General features: G+C 71.5%; 23 protein-coding genes. 6 read left to right on the plus strand and 17 right to left on the minus strand.

Annotated elements, in window-relative coordinates; all coding sequences use genetic code 11:
• Positions 1-70 precede the first annotated feature (70 nt).
• Both OJ997_RS13915 and OJ997_RS13920 read right to left on the minus strand, forming a co-directional pair.
• A complete protein-coding gene (locus tag OJ997_RS13915; protein WP_270025716.1) occupies positions 71-916 on the minus strand; it encodes an NAD(+)/NADH kinase in 846 nt (281 codons plus the stop codon).
• Positions 913-1,677, minus strand: coding sequence for a TlyA family RNA methyltransferase (locus OJ997_RS13920; protein ID WP_270025717.1), 765 nt, complete (start codon positions 1,675-1,677; stop codon positions 913-915). The genes OJ997_RS13915 and OJ997_RS13920 overlap by 4 nt, the downstream gene beginning before the upstream one ends.
• 51 nt (positions 1,678-1,728) lie before the next feature.
• Between OJ997_RS13920 and OJ997_RS13925 the strand changes: the two genes are divergently transcribed.
• The gene (locus tag OJ997_RS13925; RefSeq protein ID WP_270025718.1) at positions 1,729-2,754 is read left to right on the plus strand and encodes a hypothetical protein; all 1,026 of its coding nucleotides are present in this window, start codon (positions 1,729-1,731) and stop codon (positions 2,752-2,754) included.
• Positions 2,755-3,462: 708 nt separating this feature from the next.
• Here the strand turns inward: OJ997_RS13925 and dxs are convergent.
• The 5 genes from dxs to efp are packed head-to-tail and all read right to left on the minus strand — an operon-like array spanning position 3,463 to position 7,413.
• Entirely contained in the window at positions 3,463-5,382 is a 1,920-nt protein-coding gene (dxs, locus tag OJ997_RS13930) for a 1-deoxy-D-xylulose-5-phosphate synthase (RefSeq protein WP_270025719.1), read from the minus strand.
• Positions 5,379-6,257, minus strand: coding sequence for a polyprenyl synthetase family protein (locus OJ997_RS13935; RefSeq protein ID WP_270025720.1), 879 nt, complete (start codon positions 6,255-6,257; stop codon positions 5,379-5,381). The genes dxs and OJ997_RS13935 overlap by 4 nt, the downstream gene beginning before the upstream one ends.
• Positions 6,257-6,460: a hypothetical protein gene (locus tag OJ997_RS13940; protein WP_270025721.1), complete on the minus strand. Its 204-nt coding sequence runs from the start codon at positions 6,458-6,460 to the stop codon at positions 6,257-6,259. The genes OJ997_RS13935 and OJ997_RS13940 overlap by 1 nt, the downstream gene beginning before the upstream one ends.
• Positions 6,441-6,860, minus strand: coding sequence for a transcription antitermination protein NusB (nusB, locus tag OJ997_RS13945; protein WP_270025722.1), 420 nt, complete (start codon positions 6,858-6,860; stop codon positions 6,441-6,443). Before nusB ends, OJ997_RS13940 begins: the two co-directional genes overlap by 20 nt.
• Complete coding sequence (efp, locus tag OJ997_RS13950; protein ID WP_270025723.1) at positions 6,853-7,413, minus strand: elongation factor P; 561 nt, start codon at positions 7,411-7,413, stop codon at positions 6,853-6,855. Before efp ends, nusB begins: the two co-directional genes overlap by 8 nt.
• Before the next feature lie 66 nt (positions 7,414-7,479).
• Between efp and OJ997_RS13955 the strand changes: the two genes are divergently transcribed.
• The 5 genes from OJ997_RS13955 to OJ997_RS13975 are packed head-to-tail and all read left to right on the plus strand — an operon-like array spanning position 7,480 to position 11,604.
• On the plus strand, positions 7,480-8,811 hold the full coding sequence (locus OJ997_RS13955; protein WP_270025724.1) for a hypothetical protein: 1,332 nt from the start codon (positions 7,480-7,482) through the stop codon (positions 8,809-8,811).
• Positions 8,812-8,837: 26 nt separating this feature from the next.
• On the plus strand, positions 8,838-9,656 hold the full coding sequence (locus tag OJ997_RS13960; protein WP_270025725.1) for a M28 family metallopeptidase: 819 nt from the start codon (positions 8,838-8,840) through the stop codon (positions 9,654-9,656).
• Positions 9,647-10,171, plus strand: a complete 525-nt coding sequence (locus OJ997_RS13965) for a DUF2231 domain-containing protein (RefSeq protein ID WP_270025726.1) — start codon at positions 9,647-9,649, stop codon at positions 10,169-10,171. Before OJ997_RS13960 ends, OJ997_RS13965 begins: the two co-directional genes overlap by 10 nt.
• A gap of 15 nt (positions 10,172-10,186) precedes the next feature.
• On the plus strand, positions 10,187-11,071 hold the full coding sequence (locus OJ997_RS13970) for a bifunctional helix-turn-helix transcriptional regulator/GNAT family N-acetyltransferase (RefSeq protein WP_270025727.1): 885 nt from the start codon (positions 10,187-10,189) through the stop codon (positions 11,069-11,071).
• Positions 11,068-11,604, plus strand: a complete 537-nt coding sequence (locus OJ997_RS13975; protein ID WP_270025728.1) for an OsmC family protein — start codon at positions 11,068-11,070, stop codon at positions 11,602-11,604. Before OJ997_RS13970 ends, OJ997_RS13975 begins: the two co-directional genes overlap by 4 nt.
• Here the strand turns inward: OJ997_RS13975 and OJ997_RS13980 are convergent.
• From OJ997_RS13980 to pilM, 10 genes are all read right to left on the minus strand, one after another.
• The gene (locus tag OJ997_RS13980) at positions 11,601-13,124 is read right to left on the minus strand and encodes an IPT/TIG domain-containing protein (RefSeq protein WP_270025729.1); all 1,524 of its coding nucleotides are present in this window, start codon (positions 13,122-13,124) and stop codon (positions 11,601-11,603) included. The genes OJ997_RS13975 and OJ997_RS13980 overlap by 4 nt on opposite strands.
• Positions 13,125-13,211: 87 nt before the next feature.
• On the minus strand, positions 13,212-14,258 hold the full coding sequence (locus tag OJ997_RS13985; protein WP_270025730.1) for a M24 family metallopeptidase: 1,047 nt from the start codon (positions 14,256-14,258) through the stop codon (positions 13,212-13,214).
• On the minus strand, positions 14,255-14,674 hold the full coding sequence (locus OJ997_RS13990) for a type II 3-dehydroquinate dehydratase (protein WP_372517896.1): 420 nt from the start codon (positions 14,672-14,674) through the stop codon (positions 14,255-14,257). Before OJ997_RS13990 ends, OJ997_RS13985 begins: the two co-directional genes overlap by 4 nt.
• A gap of 17 nt (positions 14,675-14,691) precedes the next feature.
• Positions 14,692-16,170: a bifunctional shikimate kinase/3-dehydroquinate synthase gene (locus tag OJ997_RS13995; protein WP_270025732.1), complete on the minus strand. Its 1,479-nt coding sequence runs from the start codon at positions 16,168-16,170 to the stop codon at positions 14,692-14,694.
• A gap of 14 nt (positions 16,171-16,184) precedes the next feature.
• Complete coding sequence (aroC, locus tag OJ997_RS14000; protein ID WP_270025733.1) at positions 16,185-17,357, minus strand: chorismate synthase; 1,173 nt, start codon at positions 17,355-17,357, stop codon at positions 16,185-16,187.
• Positions 17,358-17,427: 70 nt separating this feature from the next.
• Positions 17,428-18,306 carry a hypothetical protein gene (locus tag OJ997_RS14005; RefSeq protein WP_270025734.1) on the minus strand — a complete coding sequence of 293 codons (879 nt, stop codon included), beginning with the start codon at positions 18,304-18,306 and terminating at the stop codon, positions 17,428-17,430.
• The gene (locus tag OJ997_RS14010) at positions 18,303-19,025 is read right to left on the minus strand and encodes a type 4a pilus biogenesis protein PilO (RefSeq protein ID WP_270025735.1); all 723 of its coding nucleotides are present in this window, start codon (positions 19,023-19,025) and stop codon (positions 18,303-18,305) included. The genes OJ997_RS14005 and OJ997_RS14010 overlap by 4 nt, the downstream gene beginning before the upstream one ends.
• Positions 19,022-19,849 (minus strand): PilN domain-containing protein, encoded by an 828-nt coding sequence (locus OJ997_RS14015; protein WP_270025736.1) that lies wholly within the window; start codon positions 19,847-19,849, stop codon positions 19,022-19,024. The genes OJ997_RS14010 and OJ997_RS14015 overlap by 4 nt, the downstream gene beginning before the upstream one ends.
• Before the next feature lie 71 nt (positions 19,850-19,920).
• Positions 19,921-20,682: a prepilin peptidase gene (locus OJ997_RS14020; RefSeq protein ID WP_270025737.1), complete on the minus strand. Its 762-nt coding sequence runs from the start codon at positions 20,680-20,682 to the stop codon at positions 19,921-19,923.
• Between the two features lie 39 nt (positions 20,683-20,721).
• Positions 20,722-21,768, minus strand: coding sequence for a pilus assembly protein PilM (gene pilM, locus OJ997_RS14025; RefSeq protein ID WP_270025738.1), 1,047 nt, complete (start codon positions 21,766-21,768; stop codon positions 20,722-20,724).
• Positions 21,769-21,795: the final 27 nt, after the last annotated feature.

Below are 21,795 nucleotides of genomic sequence, written 5' to 3' on the forward strand. Positions count from 1 at the left end.
GCACAGTTCTCCGCAGACACGTTGCAATTTCTCGGCCATGCTGCCGGCCATGGGATTCGTCCTGATCTGGCTAGCGCGCAAGGCGGCCGAAACGCTCACGCAGGCGGTGGTAGAACGACGCGCCCGGAAGCTGCGCGAGCGTGCCGTGCATGAGCCCGAAGGCGACGTGGATGTCCTCGCCGGGCTGCAGCTCGAGCGTGGGGCGCCCGTCCACGTGCACCTCGACGGGCTCCTCGCGAGAGGCGTTGTTGATCGTGAGCTCGTCGCCGGGGGCGACGACGAGCGCGCGGGCCGTCAGCGAGTGCGGCGCGATGAACGAGACGACGAATCCCTCCACGCCCCACGCGAGCACCGGGCCGCCGTTGGCGAGGTTGTAGCCCGTGGAGCCCTGCGGCGTGGCGACGACCAAGCCGTCGCAGCGGACCCGGCCGATCTCCTCTCCGGCGAGTGCGTAGGCGAGGTCCGCCACGCGCAGGCCCGCCTTGCGGTGCACGGAGATGTCGTTGAGGGCGCTCCAGGTGCCGTCCGGGCGGCCGACCGAGATCGTCGGCAGCTCGATCGTCTCGTACTCGCCCGAGAACGCGCGCTCGAAGTCGTCCGCGAGGCCGTCAGGGTCGATCGTGGCGAGGAAGCCGACCTCGCCGTAGTTGACGGCGAAGACCGGGACGCCGGTGCCGGCGTAGCGGCGCAGGGCGGTGAGGATCGTGCCGTCACCGCCGAGGACGATGCAGAGGTCGATGTCGTCGCCCGGGTCGTCGACGATCTCGATGAAGGGGGCGACCTCGATCTTGTGCTTGGCCGCTTCGTCGTGGGTCAGGCGGAGCGTCACGCGCCGCCGGCGGGCGATCTCGAGCAGCAGGTCGACGGCGGCGTGGGTGTCGCCGGGGCGGCGGTGGGTGAAGACCGCGGCGGTCACCAGGCGTCGACTTCCTCGACCGCACCCGGGCGCCCCGGCTCGGCCAGCCACAGGAACGTCTCCTTGTTCCCGGAGGGGCCGGCGAGGGCAGAGGGCGCGCTGCCCATGACGGCGACCTCGACGGAAGCCGCGACCGTGCGGACGGCTTCCCGGCGCAGTTCGAGGTCGCGGACCACGCCGCCCTTGCCGAGGCGCTCCTTGCCGACCTCGAACTGGGGCTTGACCATCGCGAGGCAGTCGAACCTCGGCGCGGTGGTGCCGAGGACTGCGGGCAGCACCTTGGTCAGCGAGATGAACGAGACGTCGATGACGACGAGGTCGGGCGCGTACGGGAGGTCGTCGGGCGTGATGGCGCGGGCGTTCGTGCGCTCGATCACCGTGACGCGTTCGTCCTCGCGGATGCGCCAGTCGAGTTCGCCGTACGCGACGTCGAGCGCGATGACGCGCGTGGTGCCGCGCTGGAGCAGGCAGTCGGTGAACCCGCCGGTGGAGGCGCCCACGTCGAGGGCGCTGCGGCCGGCGACGGCCAGGCCGAGTGTGTCGAGGGCGTTGGCGAGCTTGACGCCGCCGCGGGAGACGAACGGCGGCGGGCCGCTGACCTCGATCTCGACCTCGGGGTCCACGAGCTGGCCCGGTTTCTCGGCGCGGCGGCGGCCTGAGCCGAGATGCACATCACCGGCGATGACGGCGGCGGCTGCGCGGGTTCGCGATTCGAACAGGCCGCGTTCCGCGAGCAGGGAGTCCAGGCGGACACGAGGCACGGGCACAAACGGTACTCAAGGCGGTCTCGCGGGCGGCCGATGGGTACTGAGATGCGTTCCGTCCTCGCCGCTGTGGGTCTCGCCCTGCTCACATTCCCGGCCTCCGCCTCGGCGTACGAGCTCAACTACGAAGCGCCGTCCGCGTCGATCGCGCGGGGTGCGCCGCTGACGTTCGCCGTACGCACCGACGCGCCCGAGGGCAGCATCGTCGTGCGGGTGTCGGGCAATGACCACGTGGACGCCTCCGGCCTGCTGACCGGGCCCGAGGGCACCTGGCTGGATCAGCCCGCGACCCAGGCGCTCGCGGACCTGCAGGTCTGGAGCGTCCCGAACGCCTCGATCCTGCGGCAGCGGCCCGGACGGTACTTCTGGCAGGCGTACGTGACCGGCGAGAGCGTCACGACGGACGGCACGACCGGTGCGGGCACCACCGAGGGCGCCGCCGCGCCCGCCACCGCCCAGCCGATCGGGCCGGTGCAGCAGCTGACCGTGACGTTGCCGGCGACCGAGCGTGGACGCGGCTCGCTGTACCCCAAGTTCGGCAAGAAGGGCTCGCGGGGCTTCCTGCTGTCCACGGCGAACCTGCCGGCGACCGTGAGCGCGAACCGCTTCAAGACTTTGACGCGCAACACCGCGAAGCGCTGGGGCCTCAAGCCCGGGAAGACGACGAAGCTCGTGGCCGGCGTGCAGGACGGCCGCAGCGTGGCCGGGTTCTCCGCCGACGTGCCGAGCGGGACCCTGGGCGTCCAGACGGACTACATGCGGAACGGGCAGGTGTTCGAGCAGGACCTGGCGCTCCGCGCCGGCGAGAACTGGGGCGCAGGCCCGGGCTACCCGGGGCTCGACGAAATCGACCTCGAGAGCGTGCTCCTGCATGAGCTCGGCCACATGGCCGGCAACAAGAAGCACCGCTCGCGCTGCGCGAACTCGCCGCTCGACGAGGCCCTCGGTGCCGGCGAGTGGTGGCGCGGCGCGCGCGACAAGTGGTTCGGCGGCTGCTCGGCGACCGCGTCCGCGTCCGCGGCGTCGGCCCTGACCGCGAAGAAGCTCGCGCACCGAGTCATCACGGTGGACTGAGGCGCGCCGCCACCGCCGCGGGCCGCGTCAGCGGCGTGGCGTTCAGCTCGGGTGGCGCGCGGTGTGCGTTGCGTGGCTCGGGGAGCACACCGTCGGGCGTCGCGTCAAGAAATTCATGCCCGAGCGGCTTCGGGGCTCGAGGCCGCTCCAGGAATTTCTTGACCCGTCGCGGCCGGTGCGCTCTTGTGCGGGTGAGCGGCTGCGCCGGATTGCGCCCGAGCGCGGACCGCGCGCTCGTGCGTGATCCGTCAGTTAACGCCCGTGGAGGGCGTCAAGTGACGGATGACGGAAGCGCTCCGTCAGTTGGGGCCCTGTAGGGGCCCAAAGTGACGGATGACTCGCGTATGGGTGGGAATGGCGTGCTGGCCCGTGTGCGCGGGCGCTTTCCGGCGCAGCCGGCTCATCGGGACGTCAGCGCAGCGGCACCGGGCCTGTCAAGCCCGACCCGAAGGGCGGCGAAGCCGTCGCGCAGCGATCGCCTTGACAGGCCCGGGGCCGCGGAGCTACCCGAGCGCGCCGCGGTGACCCACGCGGGGCGCGCGGAACGCCACGGCGACGGCGCGGCGGGGAGCGCCGCGGGGACACGCACGGGCGCGGCAGGCGCGGCGCGGTGGGGCGGGCAGGCGCGGCGCGTAGGCGCGGCGGGGCAGGCGCAGCGTGGGGCGACCAGCACGCGGGCGTGTTGCGCCTGCGTGCCGACTGGGCGGCCTAGACGCCGAGGCGGTCGAGGACGGCGGCCTCGACGCGGGCGGCGATGGCCTCCGCGGTGAAGCCGACTTCCTCGTGCAGCAGTGCCGGGGCGCCGTGGGTGACGTACTCGTCGGGCAGGCCGACGCGCAGGAGGCGGGGCGCGACGGCGCCCTCCTCGGCGAAGGACTCCCAGACCGCGGTGCCGAAGCCGCCCTGGAGGACGCCCTCTTCGACGGTCACGAGCAGGTCGTGCGACTCGGCCAGAGAGGCGAGCAGGAGCTTGTCCAGCGGCTTGCAGAAGCGGGCGTCGGCGACCGTGACGTCCAGGCCGCGCTCAGCCAGCAGCTCGGCGGCGCCGAGGGCCTTCTGCACACCGGTGCCGTAGCCGACCAGCGCCACGCGCTCGCCGGAGCGCAGGATCTCGCCGGTGCCGACCGGGATCAGTTCGGGCGACTCCGGCAGCTCGACGCCCACGCCGACGCCGCGCGGGTAGCGCAGGGCGGACGGGCCGTCGATCTTCAGCGCCGTGTGGAGCATGTGGACGAGCATCGCCTCGTCGCGCGGGGCCATGAGCGTCATGTTCGGCAGCGGGCGCAGGTAGGCGATGTCGAACACGCCGTGGTGCGTCGGGCCGTCGTCGCCGACCAGGCCGGCGCGGTCCATGCAGAACGTGACGGGCAGGTTCTGGAGGCAGACGTCATGGACGATCTGGTCGTACGCGCGCTGCAGGAACGTCGAGTAGATCGCGGCGACCGGGCGCATGCCCTGCAGCGCCGCGCCGGCCGCGAACAGCACGCCCTGCTGCTCGGCGATGCCGACGTCGAAGTAGCGGTCGGGCATCGCCTTCTGCAGGATCGAGAGGCCGGTGCCGGAGTTCATCGCCGCGGTGATGCCGATCACGCGCTCGTCGCGCTCGCACTCGCGCACGAGCGCCTCGCCGAAGACCGTCGTGTACTGCGGCGGCGCGGGCGTCGAGGACGGCCGCGACGGCGCGGGGCGGCGCTGCGAGATCGACTTCGGCTTGGCGGCATGCCACTTCTCCATGCCCTCCAGGCCGCCGTCCTCGGCGGGCGCGAAGCCCTTGCCCTTGACGGTCGCGCAGTGGATGACGACGGGCCGCTCGGCCTCGAAGGCGGTCTTCAGCGCGCGGCGCATGGCGCGCACGTCGTGGCCGTCGATCACGCCGAGGTAGGCCCAGTCGAGCTCTTCCCACCACAGGCCGGGCGCCCAGAACGCCTTGACGGACTCCTTGAAACGCGGCCCGAGGCGCTCGAACGCCGCGCCGATGCCCGCCGGCAGCCGCGTGAGCTTCTCCTCGACGCCCTCGCGCGCCTCCCACAGACCCGGGTCCAGCCGGACGCGGTTCATGTACCGCGAGAGCGCGCCCACGTTGGGCGAGATCGACATGCCGTTGTCGTTCAAGATGACGACCATCGGCGTGCCCAGGCCACCGGCCTGCGAGACGGCCTCGAACGCGACACCGCCCGTCATCGAGCCGTCGCCGATGACCGCGACGACCTTGCCGTCCTCGGTCGCGCCGCGAAGCATCGCTTCCTTGATCCCGACGGCGTAGCCGATCGAGGTCGAAGCGTGGCCGGCGCCCATGATGTCGTGCTCGGACTCGAAGCGCGCGCAGAACGGGGCGAGGCCGCCGTACTGGCGGATGGTCGCGAGCCGGTCGCGACGGCCGGTGAGGATCTTGTGCGGGTAGGCCTGATGGCCGACGTCCCACAGCACCTTGTCCTTCGGCGAGTCCAGCAGCGAGTGGACCGCGACCGCGATCTCACACGTGCCCAAGTTGGCGCCGAAGTGGCCACCGATCTCCCCGACCGTGTCGATCAGGAGCTCCCGCACCTCCTGCGCGACCGTCTGCAGCTCGTCCTCCGACAGAGCGTGAAGGTCCTGGGGGCGGTCGATGCGGGACAGCAGTGAGGTCATGAACTCCGGGTGGCGATGAAATCGGTGATCTGAATCAGCTCGTCGGCGGTGTCGGGAGCCGCCCGATCGAGCGCCGCGCGTGCGTTGCGATGCGATTCTTCGGCCATGGCCCGGGCCCCGTCAAGTCCGTACCGGCTCACGTAGGTCACCTTGCCGTGGCGCTCGTCGCTGCCCTGGGGCTTTCCGAGCGCCACATCGGTGCCCGTCACATCCAGGATGTCGTCGACGATCTGGAACAAGACCCCGAGCTCTGACGCGAACGCACGGAAGTCAGCCAGTGTAGTCGAGCGGGTGACATCGTCGGCGAGCAGGATCGGGCATTCGATCGCCGCGCGGATCAGTCGGCCGGTCTTGAGCTCGTGCAGCCGGCGCAGCTCCGCGTCGCCCTTCTCGATCAGGCCCTGGACGTCGATGTACTGCCCGCCGACCATCCCGCGGACGCCCGACGCGGTCGCCAGCTCGGCGACGCACTCGAGCACGCGGGTCGGGTCTCCGTGCTGCTGCGTGAGGACGAGCCGCATCGCCTCGGCGTACAGCGCGTCGCCCGCGAGGATCGCGATCCCCTCGCCGTAGACGACATGGCACGTCGGCCGGCCGCGACGAAGCGAGTCGTCGTCCATCGCCGGCAGGTCGTCATGGATCAGCGAATAGGTGTGGATGAGCTCGAGCGCACCGGCGAGTGGGAGCACGTCCTCGGTCGGCATCCCGACGGCGTGCGCGGTCGCCAGTGCAAGCACCGGGCGGATGCGCTTGCCGCCCGCGAGGAGGCTGTAGCGCATCGCCTCCTCGAGGCCGTCCGTGTCGCGCTCGTCGCTGAAGCGCAGCCCTTCGAGGTAGCCCTCGATATCGGCGCGCAGGTGGTCCGGGAAGCCCACTACCCGAGCGCCATCTGGCCAGGAGCGACCGGGACGTCGGCGGCACGGACCTGGCGGTCCAGCTCCGAGCCCGCCTCGGCCGCCATGCGCGCGCACTCCTCGACGAGCGCGGCCGCGCGATCCGTCGGCAGCTCACCCGAACGCAGCGTCACCGCCGCGTGCTCGAGCCGCTCGATCAGACGCTCAAGACTGTCCTGAGGCATTCGGGTCGGGAATGCTAGTGCGCAGGACGGCGGCGAGAATGCCATTGACGAAGCCCGGAGCCTCGGCCCCGCAGAACGCCTTCGCGGTCTCCACGGCCTCGTCGATCGCGCCCTCCGCCGGGATCGGCGTGTCGGCGTCGACGACGTCCGGGTGGAGCATCTCGAGCAGCGCCGTGCGCAGGATCGCCTTCTCCAGCGGCGCGATCCGGTCCAGCGACCAGTTCTTCGCGTGCTTGGCGATGTGTCCGTCGAGCTCCTCCGCGTAGTCCGCCGTGGCGTGCGCCAGCGCCCGGGTGAACGGGAGGGCCTCCCGCTCGAACACGTCGTCGAGCGGGCGCTTGGTCAGGTCGTGCTGATAAAGGGCGAAGACCGCCGCGCGGCGCTGCTCCGACCTACGCACGCGACATGTACGAGCCCGAGCGGGTGTCGACCTTGATTCGGTCCCCGATGTTCACGAACAGGGGGACGTTGACGGTCGCGCCGGTCTCCAGCGTCGCCGGCTTGTTGCCGCCGCCGGACGCGGTGTCGCCACGCACGCCGGGCTCGGTGTGCGTGACCTCGAGCTCCACGCTCGCGCCGAGCTGGATGTCGGCGGGCTCACCGTCGATGTAGAGCATGTCGACGGACTCGTTCGGCTTGACGTACTTCAGCGGCTCTTGAACGCTGGTCTCCGAGAGCGCGATCTGCTCGAAGGTCTCCTCGTCCATGAAGTGCGCGTCCGTGCCGTCGGCATACAGGAACTGCATCTTCCGAGCCTCGGTGTGGATTGGGCGAAACTTCTCGCCCGCTCGGAACGTCCTATCGATAACAGCCCCGTCAGCCGCCCGGCGCAGCTTGGTGCGGACGAACGCACCGCCCTTTCCGGGTTTGACGTGCTGGAACTCGAGGATCTTAAAAACGGTCCCCTCGACCTCGATATGGTTTCCGTTCTTAAACTGGTTAGTCGAAATCAAGGTATTCGGCCCCTCACGGACAAGCTCGGCGTGCGGCTCAAGAGCGTAGCTACTGCCGCAGTCGCCATGCTCGTGGTGGCCGCACCGGCCGAGGCAGCGCCGCCGTGGTCGGCGCCCGTCGCGATCCCGGTTTCCCAGCTACCTCCTCGCGTGGAGGCGAACGAGCTCGACCAAGCCGGCCTCCTCCCCCACCTCTCGGCCGGGAAGTTCCTCGCCGCACCACAGCTCGTTTGGTGGCGCGGTGGCGAGGACTCCCGCACGCTCGTCGCGCTCAACGGGACGCAGACGCTGCGCGTGCGGACCTCGCGCTCCGCGGTCGCGTCGTCGCGCTACGCGGTCTCGCGGGTGCTCACGCTCGACGCCCGGATCGTCGACCGCGCCAACCTCGAGCGCAAGCAGCTCGGCTACCGGATCGGGGACGCGCGGCTGGAGCGGCTGGGGAGCGTGCGGGAGATCGGCGGCCCGCGGTCGATCCGCTGGGCACCCCAGCTCGCAGTCAACGAGGACGGCGCGGCGATCGCCGCCTGGCACCACATCGTCCGTGGCCGTTCCGACGAGATCCAGGTCGCGTGGCGACCGGCCGGCGGGAGCTTCTCGGCCATCCGCACGATCGCGACGACCGGCATCGACGACGAGTCGATCGTCGGCGTCGGGATCGACACCGGCGGCCGGGCGGTCGTTGCCTATTCGCGCAATGGGCGCCTCGCGGTGCGGGCGATCCACGTGAAGACCGGCTGGATGTCCGCCGAGGCGTCTGTGGCGCCGCCCGCCGGGCAGCGGCGGCCGACGGAGATCGTCGTCGGCACGGGCGAGCCCGGGAACGTGGTCGTCGCGTGGCGCGCCTATCCCGTCACCGAAGGGCCGACCGGCCACGTGGACGCCGCCGCGGCGATCATCCCGGTGGGCTCCAACCGCCCACGCGCGGCGGTGTCGCTGGCCGAGGGCAACCTGGTCGGCTACCCGCGCGGGCCGATCGCGGCGACGGTCGACGCCACCGGGCGGCCGATCGTCGCCTGGACGGTGCCCGCCACACCGGGCGTGTCCGTGCCGACCGTGCGCATCGCGGACCAGTCGGGTGCGTGGGGCGCGCCGCAGGTGCTCGACGCGTCCGGTTCGATCGGGTCGCTGGTCCGCGTCGGGGAGGGCGCCGCGGTGAGCTGGCTGCGCGAGTCGCCCGGTGGCGAGGGGCACGGCGACCCACTCGGGGTGTTCGCGTCGGTGACCGGTCCCGACGGACGGTTCGGACCCGCCGAGCTGATCGACGACGTGTCCGCGGCGAACCGGTTCGACGGACTGCAGCCGCCGGGGCTCGGGCCGTCGGTGACCGGCGGCCTGCTGGCGGTCTATGCGGATCTCAACAACGGCCCTGGCGGCTCGGCGCGTGTGAGCTCCCGGTAGACGCCGGTGTGTGACAGATTGCACGCGTGATCGCGACTTTTCTCGCGTGCTGCGTGGCCGCGGCGGCAAGCGCGCCAAGCGGCAGCGAGGCCTACAACTTCGCCGTGTCCCTCGCCCGGCAAGGGCCGCGGCCGGCCGGGAGCGTCAGCGAGCGACGTGCGCACCAGCGTGTGGCCGCGCGGTTCCGAACGGTCGGGCTCAGGGTCGGGTACGAGCGGTTCCGGGTGCCCGACAAGGGGCAGTCGCGCAACGTGATCGGGATCAGGGACGCGCCGGGCGACTGCCTGGTGATCGCGATGGCGCACACGGACAGCGTGCCGCCCGCGGACGGGGCCGACGACAACGCGTCCGGGGTCGGGACGCTCGTCGCGCTGGCACGGGCCCTGGCCACGGAGCCGGAGCCCGCGTGTGACGTGTGGCTCGTCGCGACCGGGGCCGAGGAGCGGCCGTACACAAAGACGCCGGACCACCTCGGGGCGTCAGCGCTCGTCAAGCGGCTCAGACGCACCAACCGGCTCAAGGACGTGCGGCTCGCGCTCAGCCTCGACGAGGTCGGGCGGGGCAGCCGGTTCGTGCTCCACAGCACCGCGCCCACACCGCGGGAGACCGTCGAGCAGCGCATCCTCGACGCCGGGAACGGGCGCGTCCGGTACGCCCGGGACCCGCAGGGCGAGGGCAACTCCGACCACCGGGAGCTGGCACGGGCCGGGGCGCCCGCCGCGAAGCTCGGCGTGCCCGACGACTCGTGCCGCCACACCGCGTGCGACACTGCCAGCCGCCTGCAACGTGGCGCGTTCACCCGCGTGCTGCGGATCGTCTGGCCTCTCCTGCGCACATGGACCTGAGCACCCGGAAGACCGTCATCGCCGTCGCCGCCGTGCTGAGCCTCGCGCTCTGGCCGGTGCAGATCGCCACGCTGTTCGACCTGCCGGCGCACCCGCTGATCCTGCACGTGCCGGTGGTGTTCGTGCCGTGCCTCGGGATCGCCACGCTGATCGCCGTCGCCAGACCACACTGGCTCGGGCTCCCGCTCGCCACCTTCGCGGTGGTCACGCTCGCCGCGACGCTGCTCACGGTGGGCGCCGGAGAAGCGTTCCTGGAGACCAAACCGCGTCTCGAAGGCAACCCGACGATGAAGGACCACGAGGGCGCCGGCGAGACCGTGCGCTTCTGCATGGTGTTCCTCACCGCAGCCCTCGTCGCCCTGCTCTACATCAAGCAGAAAGCCGCCGCCACCACCCTCAAGGTCCTGGCGGTGATCTTCGCCCTGAGCGCCGTCGGCTTCACGATCCGCACCGGCCACCTCGGCGCGAAGCTGGTCTGGGAAGACCAAGAGCAGTTGACAGAGTCAAGCAAATAGTTGACTCTGTCAAGCATGGCCACGACCGACCACGTCGAGGCCGTGCGCGACTTCAACCGGTTCTACACCGCGCGCATGGGCCTCACCCGCGGAAGCTACGCCCGCCCGCTGCCGGAGATCCGCGTGCTGTACGAGCTCAGCCAGGGCACGACCGAGGTCGCCGAGCTGCGCAAGGCCTTGGAGATCGACCCGGGCCAGCTGAGCCGCGTGATCTCGAAGCTGGAGGAGCAGGGCCTCGCGCGCAAGGCCACATCCCCGCTGGACGCCCGCAAGCAGACCGTGACCCTCACCGAGGCGGGCGCCGAGCGCTTCGCCCAGATGGACGCGGAGTCGGCCGACACGCTCCAGGCCGTGCTCGACGAGCTGCCCGACGCGGACGAGGTCGTCCAGGCGATGCGCAGCCTCAAGGCGGCGATCGAGCCCCAGGGGACGCTGACACTCCGCGACCTGGAGCCCGGCGACCTCGGCTGGCTCGTCCAGCGCCACGGCGAGCTGTACGCCCGCGAGTTCGGCTACGACCAGAGCTTCGAGCGGCTCGTCGCCAAGATCGCCGCCGACTTCAACCCGGACACGGACCGCGCCTGGGTGGCTGAGATCGGTGGCACGAAGGTCGGCGCGATCCTCTGCGTCCACCACGACGACACGACCGCGAGGCTGCGCACGCTCCTCGTGGAGCCGAAGGCGCGCGGCCGGGGCGTGGGCAACACGCTGGTCGACACGGTCATCCGGCACGCGCGAGCCAGCGGCTACGCCACCCTCACGCTCTACACCAACGACAACCTGCACCCCGCGCGCCGCCTGTACGAGCGCGCCGGCTTCACGCTCACCGAAGCAACTCCCGAACGCGCCTACGGCCACGAGCACGTCGCGCAGACGTGGTCCCTTACGCTGAGGCCATGAACCGCGACGAGCTGAGGGCGCTCCAGGCGCCGCTGAAGAGCCGCTACAAGGACGACCCGAGCGAGGCCTTCCTCACCCTCAAAGCGAAGGGCACGGTCGGCGACGGCGTCAGCTGCAACGTCGAGACCGGGCGCGCGATCGCGCAGGCCGGCCTGCATCCGCTCACCGGCGGCGACGGCAGCCTCCTCTGCAGCGGCGACATGCTGCTCGAGGCGCTCGTCGCGTGCGCCGGCGTCACGCTCCAGGCCGTGGCCACCGCGATCGACGTCCCGATCACCGCGGGCCACGTGTACGCCGAGGGCGACCTCGACTTCCGCGGCACGCTCGGCGTCGACCGGGAGGCGCCGGTCGGGTTCAGCGACATCCGCCTGCGCTTCGAGGTGGACACGCCCGCGGACGACGAGCAGCTCGCCACCCTGCTCAAGCTCACCGAGCGCTACTGCGTGGTGTTCCAGACGCTCAACGGCGCCCCACAGCTCAAGGCCGAAATGACGAGGGCCCGCACGGAGCGGGCCCTCGAAAGCACGGCTTAGTTCAGCGCGAACGGCTCCCACTCGGGATCGAACGGCGGGTACCGGTCACCGATCACCGGGTGGCGCTGGCACGTGCGCGAGTGGATGTCGGGCAGGCACGGGTTGAACGGGTTCACGAGCGCCTTGACCGGGATCGACGGGTCGTACGGGGTCACCCCGGGGTCGCACTCGCCCGCCTTCGGCCAGTTGCCGGCCATGTTGCGGCTGAGCTCCATGATGTTCGGGACGTCGTCGAAGTCCTGGTCGTCGGCGCCGTCGAGGATGCCGTCGCCGTCGCTGTCGGCGTCGTAGGCCTTGGTCCCGACGTACTTGATCGGGTACTCGCCCTCCTTCGCGTAGCAGCCCTTCCAGAACTCGGGCGACATGGGGCCGCCGCTGACCTCGTAGTAGTTGTTGAGGCCGTCGCCGTCCTCGTCACGCTCGTCGTCGGAGACGTACGTGTCGAAGTCGAGGTCCCAGTAGGTCCGCTCGGCGCGCTCCTGATCGCCCGTCGGGGCGGTGGTGACGGCGCCGTCGCGGTCCATGTCGTAGAGGTCGCGGAGCACCTCGACGTGCGGGCCCGTGACGTTGTAGATCCACGCCGTGCCGTAGCCGTACGTGTCGGCCCAGGCACGGAAGTTCTGCGGCGGGAGGTACGCGGCCGTGGTCATCGTCGGCTGGCGGCGACCGTTGCCGCCCGCGAGGACGGACTGGGAGTACTGCGCGCCGTCGCTGTAGGACAGCGGCGCGAGCGTCCGCGTGGCCGTGCGGTTGACCTCGTAGGTGTACTTCCAGAGCTTGTACTCGTCGGCCAGCTGGAGGCCGTCGCCGTCGTAGTCCTTGTCGGCGTCCGCGAACAGCGGGTTCGGGTACGGCGACTTGTAGGGGTGCGGGATCGCGGTGTTCGGCGACTGGTAGTCGTCGTTGTTGAGGTCGATCGCCGACTGGTACTCGAAGCCGTCCTCGACGCCGTCGCGGTCCGTGTCACCGGAGCAGGGGTCGAGCTTGAGGTTGAGCTCGAGCCCGTCGGCCAGCAGGTCGTTGTCGTCGTCGGGATCGATCCCGTTCTTGATGCCGTCGCTGTCGCAGTCGCCGTCCGGCGTGGTCGGGACGCCGGCGCCGTCGGAGACGTCGGACGTCTTCGCCTGCTCGGGCCCGATGACCGGGGACGACTTGACGGCCGTGAACGACCGGCTCAGCTTGGCGGAAAGGACGCGCACGCGGAAGCGCGTCGCGGTCGGCTGGCCGCCCTTCTGGACCATGTACTTCTCGAGGGTCTTCGGCACCACGACCGTGAGTCGCTTGGCCGTGCTGACGTCGGCCTTGACGAACAGGGCCTTGCCGCCGTCACGGCGGAACAGCACGCTGTTCTTGCCCTTTCCGCGCTTGAAGTTCTTGCCGGTGATCACCAGCTTGGTGCCCACGTAGGCGGTCTTCGGCGTCACCTTCGTGATCGCCGGCGTCTTTTTCTTGGCCGCCGCGTCCGCCGTGGCGGGCACGACAAGCGCGCCGAGAGCGACCACGACGACGGCGCGGCGCAAGAGGCGGTTGCGGGGTCGAAGTACCATCGACCTCGATATCGGCCGACCGGACGGCCCGCTTGAGTGCCGGTCGGTGGGGTGACCACCCTAATCGATGGTGAGTAGTTCCTTAGAGGTGTGCGAAAGCACGTCGCGCCCGGTCTCTGTGACCACTACGAGGTCCTCGATCCGCACGCCGCCCACGTCGGGCAGGTAGACGCCCGGCTCCACGGTCACGACGTTGCCGGCCACCAGCGGCGTGTCTCCCGAGCGGGCGAGCCGCGGCGCCTCGTGCGTGACCAGGCCGACACCGTGGCCGAGCCCGTGCCCGAAGTGGTCGCCGTGGCCGGCGGCGGTGATGATGTCGCGCGCCACAGCGTCGATCTCGCGCCCGAGCGGCCCGGGCCGCACCGCGTCCAGCGCGGTGATCTGCGCGCGCAGCACCAGCGCGTAGGCCTCGGCCAGGGCGTCGCTCAGCTCGCCCGTCGCCCACGTCCGGGTGCAGTCCGAGCAGTAGCCGTCCAGCACCGCGCCGATGTCGAGGGTGACGAGTGTGTCGCGCGGGATCTCCACCTCGCGCGGCTGGGCGTGTGGCAGCGCGCCGTGCTCGGCGGCCGCCACGATCGACGGGAACGACGGCCCTGACGCGCCACGCACGCGCATCTCGTGCTCCAGAGCCACAGCGACGTCACGCTCGGTCCGGCCGACGATCCCGTACTCGAGCAGCCAGCCGTAGATCTCGTCCACCAAGGCCGCGGCCGCCGCGATGCGCAGGATCTCCCCCGGCTCCTTGACGGCCCGGATCTCCTCGACCACACCGCTCGAAGGCACCAGCTCGACGTCCGGGAGCAGCTCGACGAGCCGACGGTGCTGCTTGACCGACAGGTCCGCGTCGTCGAAGCCCAGCCGCCCGCTGAAGCCCTTCAACGCCGCGTACAGCTCCTGCGGCCCCAGCTCACGGTCGAAGTCCGGCACCTCGAGCTTGGCCTGCTCCACGTAGCGGAAGTCGGTGACGAACCGGCGCACGTCCCGCCCAACCAGCGCGAACCCGTTCGAGCCGGTGAAGCCCGTGACGTAGCGCAGGTTCGCGGGCTCGGTGACGAGCAGCGCGTCGACGTCCTCCAGCTTGCCCGCAACGCGATCGGCTCGGCTCACGCTTCCCACGCCCCCTTCAACAGCTCCAGCCCCTCGCGGTAGCCGTCGACGCCCTTGCCCGCGACCTTCCCGAACCGCACGCCCTCGAGCACCGACAGGTGCCGGAACGGCTCGCGGGCGTCGACGTCCGACAGGTGCACCTCGACCGCGGGCAGCCCGGCGATCTCGACCGCATCACGGATCGCCCACGCGTAGTGCGTCCACGCCCCGGGGTTCAGCAGCAGCCCGTCCGCGTAGTCGGAGGCCTTGTGCAGCTCCTCGACGAACGCACCCTCGTAGTTGGTCTGGAAGCAGTTGACCGAGAGGTCCAGCTCACGGCCGAAGCGCGTGATCTGCTGCTCGAGCTGCGCGTAGGTCAGCCCGCCGTAGTGCTGGGCCGGGCGCCGGTCGAGGGCGCTGAAGTTGATCCCGTGCATGACGAGCACCCGGCTTTTCATCGCAGCTCCTTGACCGCCGCACGCACGGCTTCCTCTTCCATCGGCACGCCGGTGCGGACCTCGCCCGGCGCGTCCACGACCACGAACCCGACGCGGCCGCCGCGCCGCTTCTTGTCGCGCTGGACGGCGACCAGGATCGCCTCCTCGTCGATGCCCGCGTCCAGCCGAGTCGGCAGGCCGTGCTCCTCCAGCAGCTCGGACACGTCCGTTCGCAGGCGGTCCTGCCCGGACAGCGTCAGCGCCGCCAGCAGCCCGAGCCCGACGGCCTCGCCGTGGCGGTAGCGCGCGTAGCCCGTGGCGGTCTCGATCGCGTGCCCCACGGTGTGCCCGAGGTTCAGGACCTGACGGCGGCCGGCGTCTCGCTCGTCACGTGCCACCACGCCGAGCTTCGTCCGCGCGCACGCCAGCACGAGATCGCGGTCCACGGGCTGCGCGCCGCGCTTCACGCGCGCCCACAGCGGCCCGCCGGCGATCAGCGCCGTCTTGATGACCTCGGCCCAACCCGCGGCGAGCTCCTCACGCGGGAGCGTCTCCAGCACCCGGGGGTCGGAGAGCACCGCGCGCGGCTGGTGGTAGGCGCCGACGTAGTTCTTGCCCTCCGGCAGGTCCACGCCGGTCTTGCCGCCGTAGGCCGAGTCGACCTGGGCGACCAGCGTCGTCGGCACCTGCACGACGCCCACGCCGCGCTGGTAGACCGCCGCGCAGAAGCCGGCCACGTCGCCCACCACGCCGCCGCCCAGGGCGGCCACGTGGTCGTCGTGGTCCATGCCGGCCGTCGCCATCCCGCGCAGCAGGCCCTCCGCGGTGGTCAGCGTCTTGGACTCCTCGCCCGCGGGCATCAGGAACGGGCCGTGCGCGTCCGGCACCCGCCCCGCGTACAGCGGCGCGACCGACTCGTCCGACAGCAGGAAGCGACGGCCCCGCAGCGGCCAGAACGCGCCGTCGAGCACGTCGCCCACGTAGACCGGGTAGTTGTGCTCGCCCGCGACCGCCCACAGGACCTTCACGCCCGGCGGGATCCGGCGCAGCGCACCCGCGGCGCGGCGGATCGTGTCCGCGCCGCCGTCCAGCAGCACCGCGTCCGCCAGCGCCTCGTACTGGGGCGCGCGTTCGGCGTGCAGCGCCGCGAAACGCTCGCGGTCACGCGCCAGCGGGCGCTTCTTGCCGCCCGCGCGGCGCCACGCCGTCGCCTCGTCGACGTCGAGCATCACGACCGTGTGGCGGGCGAGCAGCTCGCGCACCCGCGCGCTCCCGATCGACCCGCCGCCGAGCGAGATCACCGGCGCCGGCACCGTCTCCAGCACCTCCGCGACCACGTCCTCCTCGGCCTCGCGGAACGCCCGCTCGCCGTGGGAGGCGAAGTAGTCCTCGATCGAGGTGCCGAGGCGTTGCTCGAGCTCGCGGTCGGTGTCGACCGCGCGCACGCCGAGCGCGGCGGCCGCCGCGCGGGCGCCGGTGGTCTTCCCGGCGCCCATGAAGCCGATGAAGACTAGGGCCTGACTTTCCACCCGATCCGCTCTCTGTAGGCGGCGACGGAGGCCTTCACGTCGTCGATGTGATCGCCGCCGAACTTGTCCCGGTAGGCGCCCGCCAGCACGATCGCCAGCATCGCCTCCCCCACGACGCCCGCGGCCGGCACGACGCACGAGTCGGTGCGCTCGCGCAGCGCCTGCGAAGGCTCCTTGGTGGCGATGTCGACCGACCGCAGCGGCTTGGTCAGCGTCGGGATCGGCTTCATCGCCACGCGCGCGACCAGCGGCTCGCCGGTGGTCATGCCGCCCTCGATGCCGCCGCTCCGGTTCGTCTCGCGGTAGTAGCCGCGCTCCTCGGAGTAGAAGATCTCGTCGTGCGCCTCCGAGCCGGGCCGGCCCGCGAGGTCGAACCCGTCGCCGAGCCCGACACCCTTCGCGGCCTGGATGCTCAAGAGCGCCCCCGCGATGAGCCCGTCCATGCGCTCGGTCCAGCTCACGTGCGAGCCGAGGCCGGGTACGAGCCCGAACGCGTAGACCTCGAAGATCCCGCCGATCGACTCGTTCTTCTTGCGCAGGACGTTGATCTCGTTGACCATCGCCTTGGTCGCCTCGGCGTCGAGGCAGCGCACCGGCGACTCGTCGACGGCGTCGAAGTCGGCCAGCACCGGCAGGTCCGAGCGCTCCGGCGCCTGCACCGTCCCGATCTGGGTCACGTGCGAGACGACGGTGACGCCGAGCGCGCGCAGGAACTCCTTGGCGAGCGCGCCGCCCGCGACGCGCGCCGCGGTCTCCCGGGCGCTTGCCCGTTCCAGGACATTGCGCACGTCCGTGAAGCCGAACTTCTGGACGCCCGCCAAGTCGGCGTGACCGGGACGCGGAAGATGGACCTCGGGCACGTCGGCTTCGACGGGCCACGGGTTCATCCGCTCCTCCCAGTTCTTGTAGTCGCGGTTGGCGACCTGCAGCGCGATCGGCCCGCCGAGCGTGCGCCCGTGGCGTACTCCGGCGGTGACGGACGCGGCGTCCTTCTCGATCTTCATCCGCCCGCCGCGGCCGTGGCCGAGCTGGCGTCGCGCGAGGTCGCGGTCGATCGCTTCCTGAGAGAGCTCCAGGCCCGCAGGCAGGCCCTCCACGATGGTGGTGAGGCCCGGCCCGTGTGACTCGCCGGCAGTGACGACGTGCAATGGCACGCCGGAGATCCTACGAGCGACGGCGGGCACGATGGCCCGCCGTCCGCTTCATCGGCTCCCGCCGGTGGGTCTAGCGAAGGACTTGGAAGGTGCGCAGAGCGCCTTCGTCGGCCTTCTTGAGCTTCTTCGACGCGGTCGAGGCCTTCGACTTCGCGTTGATCTTCACGAGGTCGAGCTGGTACTGCCCGTCGGTGTCCTCGCTGCCGCTGTCGGCGACCGTGACGAACGCGGTCTCACCGGCCCGCAGCTTGAGGTACGTGCACTCCTCGGGGGTGGGCTCGCACTCGCCGTCGCCTTCGACGGTGACGGTGCCGGTGAGCTCGAAGCTCGCGACCTTGCCGCCGTTCTCGAGGCCGCGGAAGGCGAGCACCGGGTGCTCCTCGTCCGGGAGCACCTCGAGGCGCCGGACCGTCGCGACGGGGACCTCGGTCGTGGTCCCGCCGTCCGCAGCCACCTTGGTGAAGCGGACGCGGATCGAGTTGGCCGGGTTGGGGTTCGGCGTCGCGGTCGGGGTGGGCGTCGCGACGGGCGCGGTCGGCGCCGTGGTGCCGCCGCCCGTGCTCCCGGAGCCGGAGGACGTGCTGTCGTCCTTCGGCGAGGACTCGCTGTCCTTCGCCGTGGACGTCGCCTTCTTCTTGGTCGACTTCTTCTTCTTCTTGGCCTTCGGGAGCGGAGCCGGCTCGAACGGGTCCTTCACGTCGCCGAGCGTGCGGCGGCGCTTGTCGGTGGAGTCGGTGCCGCCCTCGGCCTCCGCGTCACCGGCGGCGGTGACGTACGTGGCCGGGAGCCCCTCGTCGGCGTTGGCGACCGCGTTGGCGGGCACCGGCTCGACCTCGGGCTCCTTGGCGAGCGTGAACGGCACGGCCACGAGCGCGGCGACCAGAAGCAGCGCGACGGGCCAGAGCTTGCGCCGGACCAGCCCGCGCCAGGTTTCGGTGATCAGGTTCATCGGGCCTCGCTCCCGCTGGAGCCGTCGCCCGCCGAGGCGGTCGTGGTGGTGGTCGTGGTGGTCGTCGACGTGTTGGCGGCGGCGGTCGTGCCGGCGGCGCCGGGGTCAGCCGTCTCGGGGACGATGTAGGCGCTCGCGCCGATGTTGGCCTGCATGCCGGGCCAGCCGTCCTCCGCCGGGGCGAGCGTCAGGCTCTCCACGCGGATCAGGCGGCCGTTGACGGCGATCGCGTCGCCCTTGAGCGAGACGAACCGCTCCAGGCGGGCGAAGAAGTCGCCCAGCGAGGCGAACGTGCCGGTGAACCCGAAGCTGAACGGCATCGCGGAGTACGCGCCGGCGCTGATCGCGCCCGGTGCGGCCGGGGTCGTGCCGTCGACGGGAGTGCTGCCTCCGCCGTTGACGTTGATCGCGTCGAAGTCGGCACCCGCGCGCTTGGCGGACGTGTCGAGCTGGACGAGCAGCGAGCGCGTGTCGTCGTCGGTCGGCACGGCCTTGCCGAGCCGGACGACCGTCTCGTAGTTGGCCTTGTAGTCCTTCTGGGCGCCGCGGTAGGTGTTCACGAGCGCCTGCTGCTGGGCGAGCTGGGCCTCGGCGACGCTGACGCGTTCCTCGAGCTCGGCCGCCTGCGCGCGCTTGGGCGCCAGGGCGAGCTTCCAGTAGCCGCCGCCGGCGAGGACCGCCACGACGAGGACGAGCAGGATCTTGTACGTACGGCTCACTTCGAGTCCCCGTCGGTGGTCGTCGTGGTCGTGGTCGTGCTGCCGTCGGTCGTCGCGCCGCCCTCGGGCGTCGCGGTCGGCGTCGGGGTCGGGGTCTCGCTGACCGTGCCGGTCGCGGTGACGGGCGTCGTGGCGACCTTCGCGGCGTCACCCTCGAAGAACATGACGACCTCGAACGTGGGGTTCTCGCCCGTGCCGCACGGCGCCGCGAGGCGCAGGTCCGTCGGCGAGGCGTCGGCGCTGTCGTTCCGGGTCTCGACGAGCTCGTTCACCGAGCTCGCGAGCGAGACGCGCGTGACGCCGTCGATGTCGCGCAGCCGCGCCATCAGCCGGGCGACCTGCGTCTGCCCGGGGGCGCAGCCCTTGACCGTGATCGCCGGAGCGGAGATCGCGCTGCGCAGGGCGCCGCCCTCGCCGCCGGCGTCGGTCGCGATGTTGCCGCTGAGGTTGGTCAGCGTGACGTCCTGCGGGATGGCGCGCGAGAGGTCGCGGAGCGCCTGCTCCCAGTCGAAGCGAGAGCCGGCGATGTCGCGGACGGTCTGCACGCGGGCCTTGGCGGACGCGTCGAAGTCGGCGTACGGCTTGAGCTTGGTGACCTGCGCCTGCATCGCCTGCTGGCGCTGCGCGAGGACGTCGAGGTCAGCGTTGCGCTGCTTGATGGTGTTGTCGGTCGTGACGACGCCCGCAACGCCTGCGACGCAGGCGGCAAGCACGCCGAGCACGACGAACGCACCGGCGCCGCCCTTGTTCTCCGGGCCAGCAAGCTCGGCGGAAGACTTGGACGCGCCGCGCGTGTCGGGGGGAAGGAGGTTGACGGCTCTCACGCTCCTACTATCGGCAGCGTGCAGACCCGCCTTTACCCAGGTGGGGTGCCAACCCTAGGGCCGGCGCCGCGTCACGTGAAGGTGTCGAGGTACCAGTCGACGAGGTCCTCGCCGACGAACAGGCCCACCAGGCTGCCGAACGCCAGCCACGGCCCGAACGGGATGCCCTTCTTGCGCCCCTCGGCCATGCCGTAGCGGGCGATGATCGCCCCGCCGATGATCGTGCCGGCGATCAGCGCGGCGAAGATCGCGGGCGCCACCGCACGTCCGAGGAACAGCCCCATCACGCCCGCGAGCTTGACGTCCCCCATGCCCATCCCGGCCGGGTAGACGACGGCCGCCAAGAAGAAGAAGGCGAACGCCGCGGCGGCGGCGATCAGGTGCTCGACGAGGGAGTCGCTGTCGAACGCGATCAGCAGCGCGAGCGCGCCGACCGCGCCGATGATCACCAGCACGTTCGGGATGATGTGGTGCTCGAGGTCGATCAGCGTGATCGGGACGAGCAGGAGCACGAACAGCAGCGGCGCCCAGACGTCGGAGTCGGCGCCGTAGACGACCACGCACAGCGCGCACAGGACGCCCGTGAGCGCCTCGATGATGGGGTAGCGCGGCGAGATCTTCGCGCCGCACGCGCGGCACTTGCCACGCAGCCACAGCCACCCGAGCACGGGCACGTTGTCGTAGGGCTTGATCGGCGTCCCGCATTCGGGACAGCGCGAGGGCGGGTGGAGCAGGGACTCCTTGCGGGGCAGCCGGTAGGCCACCACGTTCAGGAAGGAGCCGACGATCGCTCCGAAGATCGCGGCCACCGCCGCCGCCACACCGACGCTCATGCGGCGTGCAGTGTGGCGGACAGGGGCGCCGGATGCGTGCTACGGGCGTTCAGCGACCGCAAGGCCCGCGGCGACGGTCAGACGGCCGGCATCGTCGTCGGTCGCGTCGGCGTGCTCGACGACGCGTGCCTCCAGCGGCAGGCGCAGCGCCTCGCTGAGCGTCTCGACGAAGCCCGGGATCGCGATCGCCGGGCCGGTGACGACCCCCAGCTCCACGGTCTCGGCCGCGTCCTGGGTGCGGTAGAAGTTCAGCGACGTGCGGATGCCGTCGGCGAGCTCGCGCACGCCGTCGGTCAGCGCCGTGCGCGTGGCCGACACGAGGTCCATGTCGCCCTCCACGCCGTCGAGCGGTGAGACCAGGCCGACGTGCGACATCCAGGCGCGGGCGTGCTCGATCGTGAGCCCGCGGCGCTCGGCGAGCCCGCTGGCGATCGACTCCACCCCACCGGACGACGCGCGCGTGAACAGGCAGCCGTCCTTGTTGGCGACGGCGACGTTGGTGAGCCCGGCGACGTTGATGTACACCACGGCGCCCTCGTGCTCGGACGCGAGCGCGCGGACCATGCCGAACGCGGACAGGTCGATGCCCTCGATCTCGAGGCCGGCGCCGTCGACGGCGGCGGCGACGCGCTCGACCATCTCCTTGCGGACCGCGACGACGACCACGCGGGTGCGTGGGCCGAGCGGCGTGTCGACCGTGCCGAGCGACTGGAAGTCCAGGACCGCCTCGTCCATCGGCATCGGGATGTGATCGGGCGCGGCCTCCTTGACGGCGGCGGTGAGCGCCTTCGGGTCGTCGACCACCGTCGGGAGGTCGAGCGTGCGCACCACGATGCGCTGGTGCGCGATGCCGAGCCGGACCCGCTTGGGGAGCTCGTTCTCGGCGAAGAGCGTCTTGAGCGCCTCCGCCAGGGCGATGGGGTCGGCGACTTCGCCGTCGCGGATCACGCCGGGCGCAAGCTCGGCGACCGCGCCACGGGTCAGCGTGAGGGTGCCATCGACGCTGACCTCGGCGGCCGCGACATGACCCGCGTCGAGCTCGAGCCCGACGACGCTGCTCTGGGGGGAACGCTTTTTACGGAACACGGGTTGTTCATCGTCATACCCGCCGTG

Origin of the sequence: Solirubrobacter phytolaccae, assembly GCF_027587195.1 — a bacterium.
Lineage (GTDB): Bacteria > Actinomycetota > Thermoleophilia > Solirubrobacterales > Solirubrobacteraceae > Solirubrobacter > Solirubrobacter phytolaccae.